General features: G+C 64.6%; 16 protein-coding genes. 7 read left to right on the top strand and 9 right to left on the bottom strand.

Translation table 11 applies throughout. The features are described from left to right. Positions 1 to 95: 95 nt before the first annotated feature. From J7573_RS19330 to J7573_RS19310, 5 genes are read left to right on the top strand one after another with little or no spacing between them, the layout of a single operon-like run. Positions 96 to 902, top strand: coding sequence for an alkaline phosphatase family protein (locus J7573_RS19330; protein WP_294338891.1), 807 nt, complete (start codon positions 96 to 98; stop codon positions 900 to 902). After that, a complete protein-coding gene (locus J7573_RS19325) occupies positions 899 to 1,738 on the top strand; it encodes an ABC transporter permease subunit (RefSeq protein WP_294338889.1) in 840 nt (279 codons plus the stop codon). The genes J7573_RS19330 and J7573_RS19325 overlap by 4 nt, the downstream gene beginning before the upstream one ends. Further along, positions 1,728 to 2,522, top strand: a complete 795-nt coding sequence (locus tag J7573_RS19320; RefSeq protein ID WP_294338887.1) for an ABC transporter permease — start codon at positions 1,728 to 1,730, stop codon at positions 2,520 to 2,522. The genes J7573_RS19325 and J7573_RS19320 overlap by 11 nt, the downstream gene beginning before the upstream one ends. Position 2,523: 1 nt before the next feature. Next, a complete protein-coding gene (locus J7573_RS19315) occupies positions 2,524 to 3,513 on the top strand; it encodes an ABC transporter ATP-binding protein (RefSeq protein WP_294338885.1) in 990 nt (329 codons plus the stop codon). A gap of 14 nt (positions 3,514 to 3,527) precedes the next feature. Continuing rightward, positions 3,528 to 4,181 carry an HAD family hydrolase gene (locus tag J7573_RS19310; RefSeq protein WP_294338882.1) on the top strand — a complete coding sequence of 218 codons (654 nt, stop codon included), beginning with the start codon at positions 3,528 to 3,530 and terminating at the stop codon, positions 4,179 to 4,181. Between the two features lie 122 nt (positions 4,182 to 4,303). Here the strand turns inward: J7573_RS19310 and J7573_RS19305 are convergent, their stop codons facing one another. Further along, positions 4,304 to 5,266, bottom strand: coding sequence for an NAD(P)H-quinone oxidoreductase (locus J7573_RS19305; RefSeq protein ID WP_294338881.1), 963 nt, complete (start codon positions 5,264 to 5,266; stop codon positions 4,304 to 4,306). A 143-nt stretch (positions 5,267 to 5,409) separates the two neighbouring features. Here J7573_RS19305 and J7573_RS19300 point away from each other — a divergent pair, with 143 nt between their 5' ends. After that, positions 5,410 to 7,491, top strand: coding sequence for a carboxy terminal-processing peptidase (locus J7573_RS19300; RefSeq protein ID WP_294338878.1), 2,082 nt, complete (start codon positions 5,410 to 5,412; stop codon positions 7,489 to 7,491). A 114-nt stretch (positions 7,492 to 7,605) separates the two neighbouring features. After that, positions 7,606 to 8,661 (top strand): EAL domain-containing protein, encoded by a 1,056-nt coding sequence (locus J7573_RS19295; protein ID WP_294338875.1) that lies wholly within the window; start codon positions 7,606 to 7,608, stop codon positions 8,659 to 8,661. Here J7573_RS19295 and J7573_RS19290 read toward each other — a convergent pair. The 8 genes from J7573_RS19290 to J7573_RS19255 form a co-directional block, all read right to left on the bottom strand. Next, positions 8,643 to 9,011: a hypothetical protein gene (locus J7573_RS19290; RefSeq protein WP_060509068.1), complete on the bottom strand. Its 369-nt coding sequence runs from the start codon at positions 9,009 to 9,011 to the stop codon at positions 8,643 to 8,645. The two genes, J7573_RS19295 and J7573_RS19290, sit on opposite strands and share 19 nt — an antisense overlap. Next, on the bottom strand, positions 9,008 to 9,346 hold the full coding sequence (locus J7573_RS19285; RefSeq protein ID WP_294338870.1) for a helix-turn-helix transcriptional regulator: 339 nt from the start codon (positions 9,344 to 9,346) through the stop codon (positions 9,008 to 9,010). The genes J7573_RS19290 and J7573_RS19285 overlap by 4 nt, the downstream gene beginning before the upstream one ends. Positions 9,347 to 9,447: 101 nt before the next feature. Further along, complete coding sequence (locus J7573_RS19280; protein WP_294338869.1) at positions 9,448 to 9,888, bottom strand: YkvA family protein; 441 nt, start codon at positions 9,886 to 9,888, stop codon at positions 9,448 to 9,450. Positions 9,889 to 10,168: 280 nt separating this feature from the next. After that, the gene (locus J7573_RS19275) at positions 10,169 to 10,924 is read right to left on the bottom strand and encodes an FKBP-type peptidyl-prolyl cis-trans isomerase (protein ID WP_027918134.1); all 756 of its coding nucleotides are present in this window, start codon (positions 10,922 to 10,924) and stop codon (positions 10,169 to 10,171) included. 217 nt (positions 10,925 to 11,141) lie between these two features. Continuing rightward, the gene (pcaQ, locus tag J7573_RS19270; protein WP_294338867.1) at positions 11,142 to 12,074 is read right to left on the bottom strand and encodes a pca operon transcription factor PcaQ; all 933 of its coding nucleotides are present in this window, start codon (positions 12,072 to 12,074) and stop codon (positions 11,142 to 11,144) included. A 123-nt stretch (positions 12,075 to 12,197) separates the two neighbouring features. Further along, positions 12,198 to 12,560, bottom strand: a complete 363-nt coding sequence (nirD, locus tag J7573_RS19265) for a nitrite reductase small subunit NirD (RefSeq protein ID WP_294338865.1) — start codon at positions 12,558 to 12,560, stop codon at positions 12,198 to 12,200. Beyond that, on the bottom strand, positions 12,560 to 15,109 hold the full coding sequence (gene nirB / locus J7573_RS19260; RefSeq protein ID WP_294338864.1) for a nitrite reductase large subunit NirB: 2,550 nt from the start codon (positions 15,107 to 15,109) through the stop codon (positions 12,560 to 12,562). The genes nirD and nirB overlap by 1 nt, the downstream gene beginning before the upstream one ends. Positions 15,110 to 15,413: 304 nt before the next feature. Continuing rightward, on the bottom strand, positions 15,414 to 19,424 hold the full coding sequence (locus J7573_RS19255) for a bifunctional nitrate reductase/sulfite reductase flavoprotein subunit alpha (RefSeq protein WP_294338862.1): 4,011 nt from the start codon (positions 19,422 to 19,424) through the stop codon (positions 15,414 to 15,416). Positions 19,425 to 19,578: the final 154 nt, after the last annotated feature.

The following is a 19,578-nucleotide window of genomic DNA, read 5'->3' as shown; positions in this document are numbered from 1 at the left end:
CCCACAGGTACGGCGCACACCTCACGGTTCGCGCAGCCCTTGTGGGAGCGGGCTTGCCCGCGAAGAAGCCAATGCGGTTCAAGACTGGAGCAATCATGCAACACAACGTCATCCTGGTCCTGCTCGACGGCCTCAACTACCAGGTCGCCCACCACGCCATGGGCCACCTCCATGCCTATGTCGAGGCCGACCGCGCCGCGCTGTACCGCATGGAATGCGAACTGCCGTCGCTGTCACGGCCGCTGTACGAGTGCATCCTCACCGGCGTGGCACCGATCGACAGCGGCATCGTGCACAACAACGTCAACCGCCTGTCCAACCAGCGCAGCGTGTTCCACTACGCCCGCGAAGCCAACCTGGGCACTGCGGCGGCGGCCTATCACTGGATGAGCGAGCTGTACAACCGCTCGCCCTTCGACCCACAGCGCGACCGCCACACGCACGCGCCGAAGCTGCCGATCCAGCACGGCCTGTTCTACTGGGACGACCGCTATCCCGACTCGCACTTGCTGGCCGACGGCGAGTACCTGCGTCGCCGCCATGCGCCGAATTTCCTCCTGGTGCACCCGATGAGCATCGACGATATCGGTCACCGCCATGGCCTGGACAGCAGCCAGTACCGCAATGCCGCGCGCAGCGCCGACATCCTGCTGTCCGACTACCTGCCAGGCTGGCTCGAAGAGGGTTACCAGGTACTGGTCACCGCCGACCACGGCATGAACAACGACCGCTCGCACAACGGCCTGCTGGCCGAGGAACGTGAAGTGCCGCTGTTCGTGTTCGGCGACGCCTTCAGCCTCGACCCGGCCGCCAAACCGCTGCAGACCGAACTGTGCGGGACCATCTGCGAGCTGCTCGGCGCCGCGCATGACAAGACCGTGTGCCGGGAGCTACTCAAGTGAAGGCCGGCAACCGTGGCCGCTACCTGGCGTTGCTCTGCCTGCTACCGTTCGCCGTGTTCTTCGTGATTTTCCAGATCGCCCCGCTGGCCTGGGTGGCGATCAACAGCCTGCAATCGGAAGCCGGCTGGGGCGTGGAAAACTTCAGCAAGGTGTTCGCCTCGAAGTTCTACCTGCAGGCGCTGCAACGCAGCCTGGAGATCAGCTTCTGGTCGAGCCTGTTCGGCATCGTCATCGCCACCCTTGGCGCCTATTCGCTACGCCAGGTCGACTCGAAGCTGCGCGACTTCGTCAGCGCCTTCGCCAACATGACCAGCAACTTTGCCGGGGTGCCGCTGGCCTTCGCCTTCATCATCCTGCTCGGCTTCAACGGTGCGCTGACCCTGCTGCTGAAACAGATCGGCCTGCTGGAGGACTTCAGCATCTACTCCAAGAGCGGCCTGATCCTGGTGTACACCTACTTCCAGATCCCGCTCGGCGTGCTGCTGCTCTACCCCGCCTTCGACGCCCTGCGCGAAGACTGGCGCGAGTCGGCCGCGCTGCTCGGCGCCAGCCACTGGCAGTTCTGGCGGCACATCGGCCTGCCGGTGCTGACCCCGGCGCTGCTCGGCACCTTCGTCATCCTGCTGGCCAACGCCCTCGGCGCCTACGCCACCGTGTATGCCCTGACCACCGGCAACTTCAACGTGCTGCCGATCCGCATCGCCGGCCTGGTGGCCGGCGACATCAGCCTCGACCCGAACCTGGCCAGCGCCCTGGCGATGGTGCTGGTGGGGCTGATGACACTGGTCACGATGGTTCATCAATGGCTGCTCAAGAGGAGCTACCATGCGCGCTGAAAAAACCTCCGCCGGGCTCTACCATCGGCTGGTGGTGTACCTGCTCTTCCTGATCCTGCTGCTTCCGCTGGCCGGCACTCTGCTCTACTCGCTGGCCACCAGCTGGTCGGCAAGCCTGCTGCCCAGCGGCCTGACGCTCAAGTGGTACGTCGCGCTGTGGAGCGAGCCGCGCTTTCTGGCCGCGTTCGGCCAGTCGCTGCTGGTGTGCGTGGGCGCACTGCTGCTGTCGGTGGTGCTGATCCTGCCGCTGCTGTTCGTGGTGCACTACCACTTCCCGAAACTCGACGCCCTGATGAACATCCTCATCCTGCTGCCGTTCGCGGTACCGCCGGTGGTGTCGTCGGTGGGCCTGCTGCAGCTCTATGGCAGCGGCCCGATGGCGATGGTCGGCACGCCGTGGATCCTGATCGGCTGCTACTTCACCATCGCCTTGCCGTTCATGTACCGGGCGATCACCAACAACCTGCAGGCGATCAACCTGCGCGACCTGATGGACGCTGCCCAACTGCTCGGCGCCAGCACCTGGCAGGCCGCCCTGCTGGTGGTATTGCCGAACCTGCGCAAGGGCCTGATGGTGGCGTTGCTGCTGTCGTTCTCGTTCCTGTTCGGTGAGTTCGTGTTCGCCAACCTGCTGGTCGGCACCCGCTACGAGACCCTGCAGGTTTACCTGAACAACATGCGCAACAGCAGTGGCCACTTCAACAGCGCGCTGGTGATCTCGTATTTCGCCTTCGTGCTGGTGCTGACCTGGGTCGCCAACCGCCTGAACAAGGACAAAACCTGACATGAGCTTCGTCAGCGTACAGAACCTGCAAAAAAGCTACGCCGGCAGCCCGGTGTTCGAGCACATCGACTGCCAGATCGAACGCGGCGAGTTCGTCACCCTGCTCGGCCCCTCCGGCTGCGGCAAGTCCACCCTGCTGCGCTGCATCGCCGGCCTGACCCCGGTGGACGGTGGCAAGATTCTCCTCGACGGCCACGACATCGTGCCGGTAAGCCCGCAAAAGCGCGGCATCGGCATGGTGTTCCAGAGCTATGCGCTGTTCCCCAACATGACCGTGGAGCAGAACGTTGCCTTCGGCCTGCGCATGCAGAAGGTCAAGGCCGAAGAAAGCCAGCAGCGTGTGCGTGAGGCATTGGACCTGGTGGAGCTGGGCAACTTCGCCGGGCGCTACCCGCATCAGCTGTCCGGCGGCCAGTGCCAGCGCGTGGCCCTGGCCCGTTCGCTGGTCACCCGCCCCCGCCTGCTGCTGCTCGACGAGCCGCTGTCGGCGCTGGATGCGCGCATTCGCAAGCACCTGCGTGAGCAGATCCGCGCGATCCAGCGCGAGCTGGGGCTGACCACCATTTTCGTCACCCATGACCAGGAGGAGGCGCTGACGATGTCCGACCGCATCTTCCTGATGAACCAGGGGCGCATCGTCCAGAGCGGCGATGCCGAAACCCTCTACACCGCACCGGTGGACCTGTTCGCCGCCGGCTTCATCGGCAACTACAACCTGCTCGACGCCGACAGCGCCAGCCGCCTGCTGCAACGCCCGGTGGCCGGCCGCCTGGCAATCCGCCCGGAGTCGATCACCCTGGGCGTCAACGGTGAACTGGACGCCGAGGTACGCAGTCACAGCCTGCTCGGCAACGTCATCCGCTACCGCGTAAAAGTGCGCGAGGTGGAGTTGGTGGTCGACGTGCTCAACCGTTCGCCCGAGGACCTGCATGCCGACGGCCAGCGGGTTTCCCTGTCGATCGACCCCACGGCGCTGCGCGAAGTGGCCTAAGGAGAATCAACAAGATGGCACTGGCAATTTTCGATCTGGACGAAACCCTGATCCACGGCGACTGCGCGTCGCTGTGGAGTGAACAGATGGCCCGGCTGGGCTGGGTCGATGGCAAGGAGTTCCTGCGCCGCGACCATGAACTGATGGAAGCTTACGGCAAGGGCCACCTGCAGATGGAGGATTACATGGCCTTCAGCCTGGAGCCGATTGCCGGGCGCACGCTGGAGGAAGTCGAGCATCTGGTGGAACCGTGGGTCGAGGAGGTGATCGAGCCGATCATCTACGGCGACGCCTGCCGCTGCATTGCCGAGCATCGCCAGCGCGGTGACCGGATCCTGATCATTTCTGCCTCAGGCACGCACCTGGTCGGGCCGATTGCAGCCCGGCTGGGGGTGGATGAGTACCTGGCGATCGAGCTGGAAGCGGTGAACGGGGTGTATACCGGCAAGACCCATGGGGTGCTGACCTACCGCGAGGGCAAGATCACCCGTTTGCTGGAATGGCTGGATCAGGAACAGGAGAATCTGGAAGGCGCGAGTTTCTATTCCGATTCGCGCAATGACCTGCCGCTGTTGTTGAAGGTGGATCATCCGCATGTGGTGAACCCGGATGCGGTGTTGCGCGAGCATGCCCAGATCAATGGCTGGCCGATCCTGAGCTGGACCTGAAGGTTTGTGTAGGCTGCACCGGCCTCTTCGCGGGCAAGCCCGCTCCCACAGGGATCACCACAGGTTCGAAAACTGTGCGATCCCTGTGGGAGCGGGTTCACCCGCGAAGAGGCCTGGCCTGCTTAAGCCAGGCTCGGGTCGATGACCATCACCAGCTTGCCGGACACCTGGTTGCTCTCAAGCTCGGCATACGCCGCCTGGGCAAACTCCACCGGGTAGGTATCGACCAATTGCGGCGACAGGCGCCCTTCGGCAAACAGCGGCCACACCTGCTGCTGCAGTTCGCGCAGCAGCTCGGCCTTGAAGCCGTCATCGCGGTTGCGCAGGGTCGAGCCGGTAATCTCCAGGCGTTTGCCCAGTACCTGGGCCAGGTCCAGCTCGAACTTGCGCCCGCCCATCAGGCCGATGATCACCCAACGCCCGTCACGGGCCAGCAGCTTCAGGTTGAGCTCGCCGTAGCTGGCTCCCACCGGGTCCAGAATCACATCGAACGGCCCGAAGCCTTCCAGCGCGTCGAGGTTCTGGTTACGCACCACGCCCCCCGCAGCGCCCAGCGCCTCACAGTAGTCCAGGCGGTCCTGGGAACCGACACTGACCCAAACCGGGCTGCCAAACGCCTTGCACAGCTGGATCGCCGCCGAGCCCACACCACTGGCGCCAGCATGGACCAGCACCTTTTCACCAGCCTTCACATTACCCAGCTGGAAGATGTTCAGCCACGCCGTGGCATACACTTCCGGCAGCGCCGCCGCTTCGTGCAGGCTCAAGCCTTCTGGCACGGGCAATACATGGCGGGCATCGACCACCACTTCCTCGGCCATGGCACCGCTGGCCAGCAGCGCGCAGACGCGGTCACCCACGCGCCAATCAGCGCCGGCACCGACTTCCTCGATCACCCCGGCGCACTCCAGGCCCATGTACGGGCTGGCGCCTGGCGGCGGTGGATACAGGCCCTTCATCTGCAGCAGATCGGCGCGGTTCAGCCCCGCAGCGGCCACGCGAATGCGCACTTGGCCCGCGTCACAGGCCGGGCGTTCGGCCTCGACCCAGGCCACATGTCCGTCAACGCCTTGCAATGCCTTCACAGTGCCTCCATAGTTGAATCACAGACTGAGCCTGAGGAGCCCGCTCCCCAGGCTTTTTGCAGTATTTGTCCGGCTCCGATGGAACCGGCGAACGGAAAAGACGGCCTACTATGCGTGATCAATTGCCTCCACGTCGAATCAGCATGAAGCATTTCCTCCCAAGCACCGCCCTCGCCCTCATGGTTGGCCTGGGTAGCCTCACGCTCGGCGGCAATGCGGCGGCCGCCAACAAGTGGGACAGCCTGCAGCCGGACCGCGACGAAATCGTCGCCAGCCTCAACGTGGTGGAGCTGCTCAAGCGTCACCATTACAGCAAGCCACCGCTCGATGACGCCCGCTCGGTGATCATCTACGACAGCTACATCAAGCTGCTCGACCCGGCCCGCAGCTACTTCACCGCTGCCGACATCGCCGAATTCGACAAGTGGAAGACGCAGTTCGACGACTTCCTCAAGAGCGGCAACCTCGACCCCGGCTTCACCATCTACAAGCGCTACCTCGACCGCGTCAAGCAGCGCCTGGACTTCGCCCTGGGCGAACTGGCCAAGGGCGTCGACAAGATGGACTTCACCACCCACGAAACCTTGCTGATCGACCGCAAGGATGCCCCGTGGGAGAAGGACCAGGCCGCGCTCGACGACCTGTGGCGCAAGCGCGTCAAGGACGAGGTGCTGCGCCAGAAGATCGCTGGCAAAGAGCCGAAGCAGATCCAGGAAACCCTGACCAAGCGCTACAAGAACCAGCTGGCGCGCCTGGACCAGACCCGTGCCGAGGACATCTTCCAGGCTTACATCAATACCTTCGCCCAGTCCTACGACCCGCACACCAACTACCTGTCGCCGGACAACGCCGAGAACTTCGACATCAACATGAGCCTGTCGCTCGAAGGCATCGGCGCGGTGCTGCAGAGCGACAACGACCAGGTCAAGATCGTGCGCCTGGTGCCGGCAGGCCCGGCGGCCAAGACCAAGCAGGTGGCACCGGCGGACAAGATCATCGGCGTCGCCCAGGGCAACAAGGAAATGGTCGACGTGGTCGGCTGGCGCCTGGACGAAGTGGTCAAGCTAATCCGTGGCCCGAAAGGCTCGGTGGTGCGCCTGGAAGTCATCCCGGCCAGCAACGCACCCAGCGACCAGACCAGCAAGATCGTCTCGATCACCCGCGAAGCCGTGAAGCTCGAAGAGCAGGCGGCGAAGAAGTCGGTGCTCAAGCTCAAGCAGGACGGGCGTGACTACAAGCTCGGCATCATCGAAATCCCGGCCTTCTACCTGGACTTCAAGGCCTACCGTGCCGGTGACCCTGAGTACAAGAGCACCACGCGCGACGTGAAGAAACTGCTCACCGAGTTGCAGAAGGAAAAAGTCGACGGCGTGGTCATCGACCTGCGCAACAACGGCGGCGGCTCCCTGCAGGAAGCCACCGAGCTGACCAGCCTGTTCATCGAGAAAGGCCCGACCGTGCTGGTTCGCAACAGCGACGGCCGCGTCGATGTGCTCGAGGACGAAAACCCGGGCGCCTTCTACAAAGGCCCGATGGCGCTGCTGGTCAACCGCCTGTCGGCCTCGGCTTCGGAGATTTTCGCGGGCGCCATGCAGGACTATCACCGTGCGTTGATCATCGGTGGCCAGACCTTCGGCAAAGGCACCGTGCAGACCATCCAGCCCCTCAACCATGGCGAGCTGAAGCTGACCCTGGCCAAGTTCTACCGGGTTTCCGGGCAGAGCACCCAGCACCAGGGCGTGCTCCCGGACATCGACTACCCGTCGATCATCGACACCAAGGAAATCGGCGAAAGCGCCCTGCCTGAGGCCATGCCGTGGGACACCATCCGCCCGGTGGTGAAGCCGGCAGTCGACCCGTTCAAGCCGTTCCTGGCCGACCTCAAGGCCAAGCATGACGCACGCAGCGCCAAGGATGCCGAGTTCACCTACATCCGTGATCGCCTGGCCCTGACCCAGAAGCTGATGGACGAGAAAACCGTCAGCCTCAACGAGCAGGAGCGCCGTGCCCGCCACGATGACGTCGAAGCCAAGCAGCTGGCCATGGAGAACATCCGTCGCAAGGCCAAGGGCGAGGAGCCGCTCAAGGAACTGAAGAAAGTCGACGAGGACGCCCTGCCGGACGAAGATGACAAGACCAAGCCGGAAGACGACGCCTACCTGGCCGAGACCGGTCGCATCCTCATCGACTACCTGAGCGAAAGCGCCAAGATGGCCAAGAAGTAATCCGACCGATGATGGCAGATTAATGTGACCCGTCATCAAACAGTCATCGCACTGTCGTGAAATAGAGGGGCCGGGCATGCAAATGCCCGGCCCTTTCATTTTCAGGATACCGTCATGACCGTCGCCGAACAGCTCACTGCCTTGAGCGCAATTCTGGCTCAGCGCAGCATTCACAGCCTGTTCCAACCGATCGTCAGCCTCAGCGAGCGGCGTGTCTTCGGCCATGAAGCCTTGAGCCGTGGCCCGTCCAACAGCCCGCTGCATTCGCCATTGAACCTGTTCGCCATTGCCCGCCAGGCCGGTCAGCTGACCGAGCTGGAGGCCGCGTGCCGGGAAAGTGCCTGCCGACGCTTCAGCGAGCAGGGGCTGGACGGCAAGCTGTTCCTCAACATCTCGCCCGAATCGTTGCTGGAACCGCACTACCCTTCCGGGCGTACCCTCAAGCTGCTCGAGCACGTGGGGCTGGCACCCAGCCGGGTGGTGATCGAACTCACCGAGCAGACCCCTACCGACGATTTCCAGCTGCTGTCCAATGCCTTGCACCACTACCGCGACATGGGCTTTTCCATCGCCCTGGACGACCTCGGCGCGGGCTATTCGAGCCTGCGCCTGTGGTCGGAGCTGCGTCCCGAGTACGTGAAGATCGACCGCCACTTCATCGATGGCATCCACCGCGATCCGCTCAAGCGCGAGTTCGTCGGCTCCATCCTGCAGATTGCCCGGGCGTCGAAGGCGCAGGTGATAGCCGAAGGGATCGAACTGCCGGAAGAGCTGGCGGTATTGACCGAGATGGGTGTGGACCTGGTGCAGGGGTACCTGCTGGGGCGGCCGCAGGAATTGGGGGTGCGGGAGAGTCAGCAGCTACTGGCGCAGGTGTTGCCCGTGGCTCTGGTCGAGCAACCGACGGTAGGGCTGAATGCCACGCTTGGCCAGGTCATGGAACTGTTTGGCCGCAATGGTGCCCTGAAGGAACTGGATGTACTGGATGCCGATGGCAACCCCTGCGGCGTGATCCATCGAGATGCACTGCCTGTACTGGCCTCTTCGCGGGCACGCCCGCTCCCACAGGAACACCATGGATTTCGAAGCTGTGATGAGCCTGTGGGAGCGGGCGTGCCCGCGAAGAGGCCAGTACAGGCAATGCATAACCCTCAGGCGTGCTCGGGATAGCTGTACTCAAACACCCGAACTACTTCGGAGGCATGCCAGGAAGCAGCCTCCATGCCATCCACCGGCCCGGAGAAGCGCCCCAGGCGCTCCACGCATTCGAAAAAGCCGGTGCGCGGCAAACGGCTGGCCCCCTGGCTGATGACCAGCGAACTGCGCAGCGGCTGCTCGGCACGGGCATCGAGCACCGCCAGGTACTCCAGCGCAGCGGTGAGGGTCTGCATGGCCGGGCTGGGCAACTGCAGGCGCTCGATCAGCGCACGGTAGGTGAGCAGGTGGCGTTGACGGCGGGCCAGGTCAAGCTCGTCCAGCAGGTTTTGCCAATGCTGTCGGCTGATCCTGACCTGACTCATGATGGTTCGCTCCAGCCGGCCACCCCCAGGTGCCAGGCCAGGGCACGGCGGATCGCAGCATCCGGCTGGCGCTCGCCCGACTCGATCATGGCCAGGTAAGCCGGGCTGACCCCGACATTACGCGCCAACTGCTCAGGGGCGATACCTTTGGCCTGGCGCAGCTGTGCCACTTCACTGAACGCGGGCAGGCTGGCTGCCGGGGCGCTCTGTTGCGCTGATTCGGCAGCCACCTCGGCGGGTGCCTGCCCGGCTGCCTTGAGCAGCGCCTGATACTGCTCCCAGGGCACGACGGCGTACTCGGGCTGACCGTCCCGGCTAATGACCTGAATACCCATTACAACCCCCTTACGTAAGGATTACCGCATGTAATCCGTAGGCATAACGCTTATGCCAATTATATTACCAAGCGCGGGAGTCTGTGGGGACTTGCTCAATTTCAGTGCGTATTGCGCTCCAGGCGCAGCGCTTCGGGGGTATCGGGCAGGCGTTCGACCACCCGCAGGCGCTCAGGCGCCTGGCTGTCGCGCCAGGCTTTGAAGCGTGCCAACTCATCGGCCACGGTCTTCAATACCCAGCCGAGCACGGCGATGTCATCGAGAAAACCGACGCCCAGGATCCAGTCGGGGATGGCGTCGATGGGGCTGACGAAGTACAGCAAGCCGGCGACGATGGTCACCAGTGCCTTGGGGCTGACGGCACGGTACTCGCCGCGCCACCAGGCCAGGCACAGCGACTGCAGCAGCTTGACATCGTCGCGCAACTGGCCGATGCGCGGGCCTTTGCGGGCCACTGCGAACAGCAAGGCCGGCAACCGGCCACGGCTGAGCAGGCGCTCGGCCAGGGGCAGGAAACGGGCGAAATTCCAGGGTGCGCTCATGGAGCCTCCAGCAGGGAAAGGTTATCCACATTTATTGTGGATAACCTTGTGAACAGGGCGAAGTTTGTGACGGCAGGCGCCCACAAGGCAAGGGCCCCGGTCAGATCGGGCGTTTTTTACACAGTCGTTTCAGATCCGCAAACGATTTGCGTCAGGACGCTTGCGGCTTCTTCACACTGCCCTAGGTCGGACAATGCCAGCCGCACGAGGTTCGCCCAACGATCCCCCACAAACGACAACGCCCCGTCAGGACGGGGCGTTGTGCAGGTACCAGCCGATATTACTTGGCGGGTGCTTCGGCCGGGGCTTCAGCTTCCGGCGCTTCGCCACCCTGCAGCTGGGCCGGGTCCTTGATGGCGATCAGTTCCAGGTCGAACACCAGGACCGAGTTGGCCGGGATCAGCGGGCTCGGGCTCTGTGCGCCGTAGGCCAGTTCAGCCGGGATGAACAGCTTGTACTTCTCGCCAACGTGCATCAGCTGCAGGCCTTCGACCCAGCCTGGGATCACACCGCTGACTGGCAGGTCGATCGGGCTGCCGCGCTCGACCGAGCTGTCGAACACCTTGCCATCGATCAGCTTGCCTTCGTAGTGAACGGTGACCACGTCGGTCGGCTTCGGCTGCGGACCGTCGGCCTTCTTCACGACCTCGTACTGCAGGCCCGAGGCGGTGGTGACCACGCCAGGCTTCTTGGCGTTTTCTTCGAGGAATTTCTTGCCGGCGCTGGCGGCTTCTTCGCTGGCCTTGGCCAGGCGCTCTTCGGCGCGCTTCTGCAGCGCGGTGAAGGCCTCTACCAGCTCTTCGTCCTTGATGCGTTGCTCCTTCTTGCCGACAGCGTCTTCGATGCCGAGGGCGACCGCTTTCGAATCAAGGTCTTCCATGCCTTCCTGAGCCAGGCTCTTGCCCATGTTCAGGCCGATACCGTAGGAGGCTTTCTGTGCCGGAGTCTTCAGCTCGGGGCTGCTGGCTTGTTGATCACAGCCAGCCAGTACCAGGCCTACCAGGGCAACCGCAGCCGCCAGACGATGCTGTTTCATGCTATTTCCTTGTTCATGCGCCATAAGGGCAATCAGGGTAAAGCCGCGAGCTTATCAGGCGGCCATCACCAATGGCTACCGGCATAAGAGCGGGTTTTCGTAAGGAAGTTCAGTAGGTAAAGGCTTCTTCATGGAAGCTTTACAGCCATTGGCCAGTATTGACCCTTTGTGCCGGGTTTTCCTGGTTTTTGTGGCTTTTTATTTCTGGCAGTTCTGATCAGGGATAGGTGCCTTCCCGGTACTGCTCAGCGAGCTCGCGCAGCACCTCGCACACCCACTGCCCCGGCAGGCTCAGTGGCAATGCCGCATTCCGGCAGATGCCCACCGAACCGCCCGGCTCACGCACACCGAGATCCAGTTCGGCCAGCTCACCCCGGCGCAGATCCAGCAGCACTGCGTCACGCGGCGCCACCCACAGCGCATCGCTACCCAGCAGGTAACGACGGCTCAATGCCAACGACAAGGTCTCCAGCCGCTGCGCCGGCATCTGGATGCCGCACTGCACGAACAGGCTGTCAGCATGCTGGCGGATGGTGGTACCCGGCGGTGGCAGCACCAACGGATACTGGCCGACCCGCTGCCGCTCCACCAGTGCACTGGAAAGCAAGGGATGGCCAGGGCGCACCACCAGCGCCATGGACTCGCTGTACAGGTGCTCGAACGACAACCCCTGGATCTGTGGGCTGTCGGTCATGCGCCCAACCACCAGTTCCAGCTCACCCAAGCGCAGTTGCCCGAGCAACTGCGCACTGACCCCGGTGACCACGCTGATCACCAGCGCCTCGTGGCGCTGATGCAGGCGGCATAACACCTCGGGCATCAGCAGCCCCTCGACCGTCGACAGCACGCCAATGCGCACCTGCGACGGTGCCCGCGCTTCGCCACGCAGGCTGCTGACCCCATCACGCAGCGCCTGCACGCTAGGCCCGGCGTAGCGCATGAAGCGCGTGCCAGCCGGGGTCAGCTCGACGCCCTGGCGGCTGCGCTCGAACAGGCGCGCCTCGAGCAGGTCTTCGAGTTCCTTGAGGGTCTTGGAAATCGCCGGCTGGCTGATCGCCAGAATGTCCGCCGCCCTGGCCAGGCTGCCCTGCCGGGCAATCTCCAGAAAGCACAGCAAGTGGCGGTACTTGATACGGGTGTCGAGGTTCATGCCGGCAAGCTTACCGCATCGCTACCTGCGGCGTATCCGGGTCGCGCTGCAAGCGGCACAACTGCCCGGGGCAGGAGCGGCCTCGTGTCGCGAAAGGGGCGCATAGCGCCCCCCTGCGATCTATCAGGCCACCGCCAGCTCCACCGCCGAGCCATTCAACCGAACCGGCCACACCCGCAGCCGCTGCCCGGCATCTTCCAGGCATGCCCCGCTCTGCAGGCTGAAGTGCTGCTTGTACAACGGCGCCGCCACCACCAGTTCCCCCTGCAGGCTACCCACCAGCCCACGCCCGATGATATTGGCCCCCGACCGCGGATCACGGTTGTCCACCGCGTACAGGCTCTGCTCCAGTTCGGGCAGGTAGAACAATGCCACCTGCGCGCCCTCAAGCCACACCACCACGCCAGAGTCGGCCACCAGATCATCGGCCTGGCACACCGCCCGCCAGGCCTCTTGGGCTTTCACAGCAGCATTGGAATGGTTCATCAGACAGCCTCCTCGACGGTTGGAATCAGGTGCAGCGGTGCAGCCGGCCGGCGTTGTTCGCGCTCGCGCACGAAGTGCACGTCCGGGTCGGCGCGCTTGTCGTTGACGAAGGTGCGGAAGCGCTTGAGCTTCTCGGGGTCGTTGAGGGCATTGGCCCATTCGCATTCATACTGGTCGACCACATGCTGCATCTGCGCCTCCAGCTCGGCCGCCAGGCCCAGGCTGTCGTCGAGGATCACCTGCTTGAGGTAGTCCAGGCCGCCTTCCAGGCTTTCACGCCAGACCGAGGTGCGCTGCAGCTTGTCGGCGGTGCGGATGTAGAACATCAGCACGCGGTCGATCAGGCGCACCAGGGTTTCGTCGTCCAGGTCAGTGGCGAACAGTTCGGCGTGGCGCGGGCGCATGCCGCCGTTGCCGCAGATATACAGGTTCCAGCCCTTGTCGGTGGCGATCACGCCGATGTCCTTGCTCTGCGCCTCGGCGCACTCGCGGGTGCAGCCGGAGACGGCGAACTTGAGCTTGTGCGGGCTGCGCAGGCCCTTGTAGCGGTCTTCCAGGCGCAGGGCCATGGCGACGCTGTCCTGCACGCCGTAGCGGCACCAGGTGCTGCCCACGCACGACTTCACCGTGCGCGTCGACTTGCCGTAGGCGTGGCCGGTCTCGAAGCCGGCTGCGATCAGCTCGCCCCAGATCAGCGGCAGCTCGTGCAGCTGGGCGCCGAACAGGTCGATGCGCTGGCCGCCGGTGATCTTGGTGTAGAGGTCGTACTTTTTCGCCACCTGGCCGATCACGATCAGCTTGTCAGGGGTGATCTCGCCACCCGGGATGCGCGGCACCACCGAGTAGGTGCCGTTCTTCTGCATGTTGGCCATGAAGGTGTCGTTGGTGTCCTGCAGCGGCACCAGCGCCGGGTCCATGATCGGCTGGTTCCAGCACGAGGCGAGGATCGAGCCCACCGCTGGCTTGCAGATGTCGCAGCCGACATAGCCCTTGCCGTGGCGTTCGAGCAATTCGTTGAAGGTGCGAATGCCCTCGACCCGTACCAGCCCGTAGAGCTCCTGACGGGTATAGGCAAAGTGTTCGCACAGGCTTTTGTCGACGGTCACGCCACGGGCGGTGAGTTCGTGCTCGAACACCTGCTTGAGCAGCGCCGCGCAACCGCCACAGCCGGTGCCGGCCTTGGTGCAGCTCTTGACCGCGGCCAGGTCGCCGCAACCGCTGTCGATGGCCGCACACACTGCCCCCTTGCTGACGTTGTGGCATGAACAGATGGTCGCGCTGTCAGGCAGCGCGTCGGCACCGAGCGCAGGCGCACCGCCACTCTGCGGCAGGATCAGCGCTGCCGGGTCGGCCGGCAGGGTAATGCCGTTCTGGGCGTACTGCAGCAAGGTGTCGTAGTAGCTGTTGTCGCCCACCAGCACGGCGCCAAGCACGTGCTTGCCGCTGGCATCCACCACCAGCCGGCGGTAGGCGCTGCTGGCCTCGTCGATGAAGCGGTAGCTGCGCGAACCCGGCGTGGCCCCGTGGGCATCGCCGATGGAGCCGACATCCACGCCCAGCAGCTTGAGCTTGGTCGACATGTCGGCACCGGTGAATGCGTTGGCAGCTTCGCCCGTCAGCAGCGCAGCCAGATTGCGCGCCATGCTGTAGCCCGGGGCGACCAGGCCGAACACGCTGCCATTCCACGAGGCGCATTCGCCGATGGCGAAGATGCGTGGGTCGCTGCTGCGGCAGTGGTTGTCGATCACCACGCCACCCCGCGCAGCGATCTCCAGGCCGCAGGCTCGACCGAGGGCATCCTGTGGGCGGATACCGGCAGAGAACACGATCAGGTCGGTTTCCAGGTGTTCGCCGCCGTCGAAATTCATGCGGTAGCGGTAGGCAACACCTGCGCTGATCGACTGGGTGGCGCGCGACAGGTGCACGCCCACACCCAACGCTTCGATCTGTGCCTTGAGCGCGGCGCCGCCCTCACCGTCCAGCTGCACCGGCATCAGCCGTGGGGCGAACTCCACCACGTGCGCTTCCAGGCCGAGGGACTTCAAAGCGTTGGCGGCTTCCAGGCCGAGCAGGCCGCCACCGACCACCACGCCACGGCGCGCCTGGCCGGCAGCGGCGCGAATGGCATCGAGGTCGTCGAGGGTGCGGTAGACCAGGCGAGCGTTGCCGCTGGAGCCTTCGATCGGCGGCACGAACGGGTAGGAACCCGTGGCCAGGACCAAATGGTCATAGCCGTAGCGGCCTTCGGCAGTCACCACCTCGCAGCGTTCACGGTCGATTTCCAGCACCGCTTCGCCCAGGTGCAGGTGCACGCCGCTGTTGCCGTAGTAATCCTGCCCACACAGGGCCAGGGTCTCGGCACAGCTGCCGGCAAAATACTCCGACAGGTGTACGCGGTCGTAGGCACGTTGGCGCTCCTCACCGAACACATGCAGCTCGAAGCGCTCGAGGGCGCCGCGTTCGACCAGTTGCTCCACACAATGGTGGCCGACCATGCCGTTGCCGACGATGACCAGTCGCTCTCGTTGCCCGCTCGCTGTTGCCTTCATAAGCCGATCCTCGATCAAAAAAAAGCGCCTGGAGCCGAAGCTCCAGGCGCCTTTGCCTGTATTCATCACGGTGGGTGGCCCAGGTTGATCGCCGTTGATCAGTGGGCTTTGTTGTATCAGGGATAAAGCAGGGACTGTGCCAATCCTGTTTCCTGTAAGGCCCTCTTCGCGGGTAAACCCGCTCCCACAAGGGCCTCCACTGCCCTCAAGCACTGCACAGTACCTGTGGGAGCGGGCTTGCCCGCGAAGAAGCCGGCACAACCAATGCACATTTCAAGTGCACTACTCACCATCCTGGAGCACATCAATACACATCCCGCCGATACCGCTTGGCCTTGCTCAACGCTTCGACATAAGCATCGGCATCCACACCCCCGTGCACGGCTATGACCTCACGCAACGCCGCATCCACATCCTTGGCCATGCGCTGCGCATCACCGCACACATAGAAGTACGCCCCCGCCTCCAACCACTGCCACAACTGCGCGCCCTGTTCGAGCATGCGCTGCTGCACATAGAACTTCTCGGCCTGGTCCCGCGAGAACGCCGTGTCCAGGCGCAGATGCCCGCTCGCCTGCCAGGCCTCGAGCTGGTCCTGATAATAGAAATCCGTGGCCGCATACTGCTCGCCGAAGAACAGCCAGTTACCGCCTTTGGCACCCCGTGCCTCACGTTCTTCGAGGAAGGCCCGGAACGGCGCGATGCCGGTGCCGGGCCCGACCATGATCACTGGCACCGTGTCGTCCTCAGGCAGGCGGAAGTGCTTCGAGACCTGCGGATAGATCGACACCTTCAGCGCCTGCGCCCGATCGGCGAGGAAGGTGGAGCACACGCCCTTGCGCACGCCGTAGCGCACGGTGGAAACGGTTAGATGAACCTGATCGGGATGAGCCAGCGGGCTGGAACTGATCGAATACAGGCGCGGCTGCAGCGGCTTGAGCAGCTCGAGCCAGGTGGCCAGCGGCAACTGCTGAGGGAACGCCCGCAGCACGTCGACCAACTGCCGCCCCCATAGCCAGTCCTGTAGTTCGGCCTTGCACTCGGGTTGCAGCAGGCGCTGCAGGTCGGCGGCATGCGTGCTGAACATCTGCAGTTGCTGCGGGGTGACCTTGGCGATTTCCAAGTGCGCTTCCAGGGCCTCGGCCAGTGGCATCACCGGCTGCCCCTTCAACGCCACCAACACCTGGCCATCGAGGCGCATCAGCGCCAGCAGCTCCTCGACCAGTGCCGGGCAGTTGCGCGGCCAGACGCCCAAGGCATCGCCAGCAGCATAGGTGAAGCCGCTGCCCGACAGGTCGAATACCAGCTGGCGGGTTTCCTTGCTGGCGCCCGGGCCGTTGAGCAGGTGATTATCCAGCAGCGGGGCCGACCACGGTTGCTGCCTGCTGTAGCTCGCGACTGGCGCAGGTTCACTGAGCGGTGCTGGTGAGCTTGCGCTGCCGAGCTCCGGCAGCAGGGCTTCGAGCCAACCGGTGAAGGCCTCATCGAAATCCGGTTCGCAATCGACCCGCTGCAGCAAGCGGCGTCCTCCCAGTTCGGCCAGGCGCTGGTCGAGCTTGCGGCCAAAGCCACAGAACTGGTCGTAGCTGGAGTCACCCAAGGCCAGCACGGCGTATGGCAATTGCGCGCAGCAGGCGCCCTGCTCGCCTTGCAGCGCCTGCCAGAACGCCGTGGCGCTGTCAGGCGCGTCACCGTCGCCAAAGGTGCTGGTGATCAGCACCACACTGGCGGCGCCTTGCAGCTGGCTGGGGCTGACCGCCTCCATGCAGCTGAGCTGTACCTCCAGACCCGCGCCGCGCAGGTGCGCGGCACAACGCTCGGCAAGCGCCTCGCCATTGCCCGTCTGCGAAGCCCACAGCACCTGGTGGCGCGGCGCGGCAATGGCCGGGGCGACGGCTGGCTGCGCAAACAACCCCGCCAGCAAACCATCGACGAACAGCCGCCGCGAAGCAGCCAACGGCGCGCTGGCCGGCAGGCTGGGTACGCCCTCGGCACGCGCCTGGTCGAGGCCAAGCAGGAAGCCCTGCAGGTAGTGACGCTCGTCATCGGCCAGCACCGGAGCTGGCAGAGTGTCCAGGCCAAGCAGGCGGGACAGGGTCGCGGTCGGCATGCGGGCAGGCTCCGGAATCGCAGTGTTCAGTTCAAGGGCATCGATGCGCTCGCCGGCGACCCGTTCCAGCGCCACCGCGCAATGTTTGAACGCCGGCTGCAGCGACAGCGGGTCGACGGCATCGCAGGTGACGGCATTGATCGCCAACTGCTCGCCGATCAGGTCATTCCAGTGGAATGGCGCAAAGCAGTTGCCGGGCATGACCCGGTCGCTGATGCGCGCCGGCAACACGGCCTGGCCGCGACGTGAGCGAATGGCAACCTGATCCTTGTCGGCGATGCCCAGGCGGGCAGCATCATCAGGGTGGATTTCAACGAAGGGCCCAGGCTCCAGCTTGTTCAACGCCGGCACCTTGCCGGTCTTGGTCAGGGTGTGCCACTGGTGCTGCACGCGGCCGGTGTTGAGCACCAGCGGGTAGTCGGCATCTGGCAGCTCGGGCGCCGATAGCCAGGGCCGGGCGAAGAAGCGCGCCTTGCCGCTGGCGGTGGGGAACGCCAGGGCAGGCGCATGGCCCTCGGCATCGCGCAACAGGGGTTGGCTGCTGCCGTCGTTCAGGTAACGCAGCGGACTGCGGTCATTTTCGCGACCCGGCGCGCAGGGCCATTGCCGTGGGCCTTGGCGCAATTGTTCATAACCGATGCCGCGCAGGTCGTAGCCGGTTGCCGGGTTCCAGAAGCGCCGGATCTCGTCGTACACCGCCTCGGCGTCGGGGTAATCGAAGGCCTCGGCGTAGCCCATGGCGCAGGCGACCCGGGCGATGATCTGCCAATCCGCCAGGCTTTGGCCCGGGGCCTGGACCGCATGTGGCATCAGCGTCAGGTTGCGTTCGCTGTTGATCATCACGCCCTCGGCTTCTGCCCACAGTGCGGCGGGCAGGAGGATATCGGCGTAGCGGTTGGTCTCGGTGTCGAGAAAGGCGTCCTGGGTGATCACCAGCTCTGCCTGGCGCAGGCCATCGATCACTTGTTGACGGTTAGCCACACTGGCCACCGGGTTGCTACAGATCACCCAGCAGGCTTTCACTTCCCCGGCCTTCATCTGCTCGAACAGCGCGATCGTGCCCTCACCGCCTTCGCTGCGCAGGCTGCCCGGTTGCAGGCGCCATTGTTCCTCGACGAAGGTACGGTCAGCCGCCACCAGCGCCGAACGCTGGCCCGGCAGGCCCGGGCCCATGTAGCCCATCTCGCGGCCACCCATGGCATTGGGCTGACCGGTCAGGGAAAACGGCCCGCTGCCGGGGCGGCAGATGGCGCCGGTGGCCAGGTGCAGGTTGCACAGGGCGTTGCTGTGCCAGGTGCCGTGGACACTCTGGTTGAGGCCCATGGTCCAGCAGCTCATCCACTCCCCGGCAGTGCCGATCCATTCCGCTGCCTGGCGGATGTCGGCTTCACTCAAACCGGTAATGGCGGCCACGCGCTCCGGGGTGTAATCGTCGAGGAAGGCCGGCAGTTCGTCCCAACCTTCGGTGTGACGGGCGATGAAGGATGGGTCGGTGTGGCCGTTGTGGTGCAGCAGATACAGCAGGCCGTTGAGCAGGGCCATGTCAGTGCCGGGGCGCACCTGCAAGAACAGGTCGGCCTTGTCGGCCGTGGCGGTGCGCCGTGGGTCGACGACGATCAGTCTGGCGCCGGCTTTGACCCGGTCGAGCAGGCGCAGGAACAGGATCGGGTGGCAGTCGGCCATGTTCGCGCCGATCACCAGGAACACCTCGGCGCGGTCGAAATCCTGGTAGCTGCCGGGCGGGCCGTCGGCGCCGAGCGACAGCTTGTAGCCACTGCCGGCACTGGCCATGCACAGCCGCGAGTTGGACTCGATATGCCGGGTGCGGATAAAACCCTTGGCCAGCTTGTTGGCCAGGTACTGGGCTTCCAGCGACATCTGCCCGGACACATACAGCGCCACGGCGTCCGCACCGTGCTGGTCGATGATGCCGCGCAGGCGCTCGCCGGCCTGGGCAATGGCCTGGTCCAGGTTGCTGCGCGCCGGCTGCTGACTGCGTTGCTGGCGCAGGTAGGCGTCCTCCATGCGCCCGGCGGCGGTCAGGGGCAGATGCGCGGTGAGGCCCTTGGTGCACAGGCGGCCGAAGTTGCTCGGGTGCTGCTTGTCGCCGCTGGTCTTGCTGACCTTGCCGTCCTTGATGCTCATGACGATGCCGCAACCAACGCCACAGTAGGGGCAGACGCTGCGTACTTCGCGGGTGGTCATGGGCGGTCTCCCCTTTCAGGAACGCAAAAAGGCGCCGGCTGCCCGGGCTTGCATGGCAAGCGGGGCAACACGGCGCCTTTGTCGTGGGTGTTGGGGCTGTCGACGTTGATAGCCCTGGATAGCAGTCAGTCAGCAATTTGTGGGCCAGCTGTAC

The organism is Pseudomonas sp., from assembly GCF_017744435.1.
Lineage (GTDB): Bacteria > Pseudomonadota > Gammaproteobacteria > Pseudomonadales > Pseudomonadaceae > Aquipseudomonas.
Note: the sequence above shows the minus strand (reverse complement) of the source record. Positions and strands in the feature narration are given on the sequence as shown.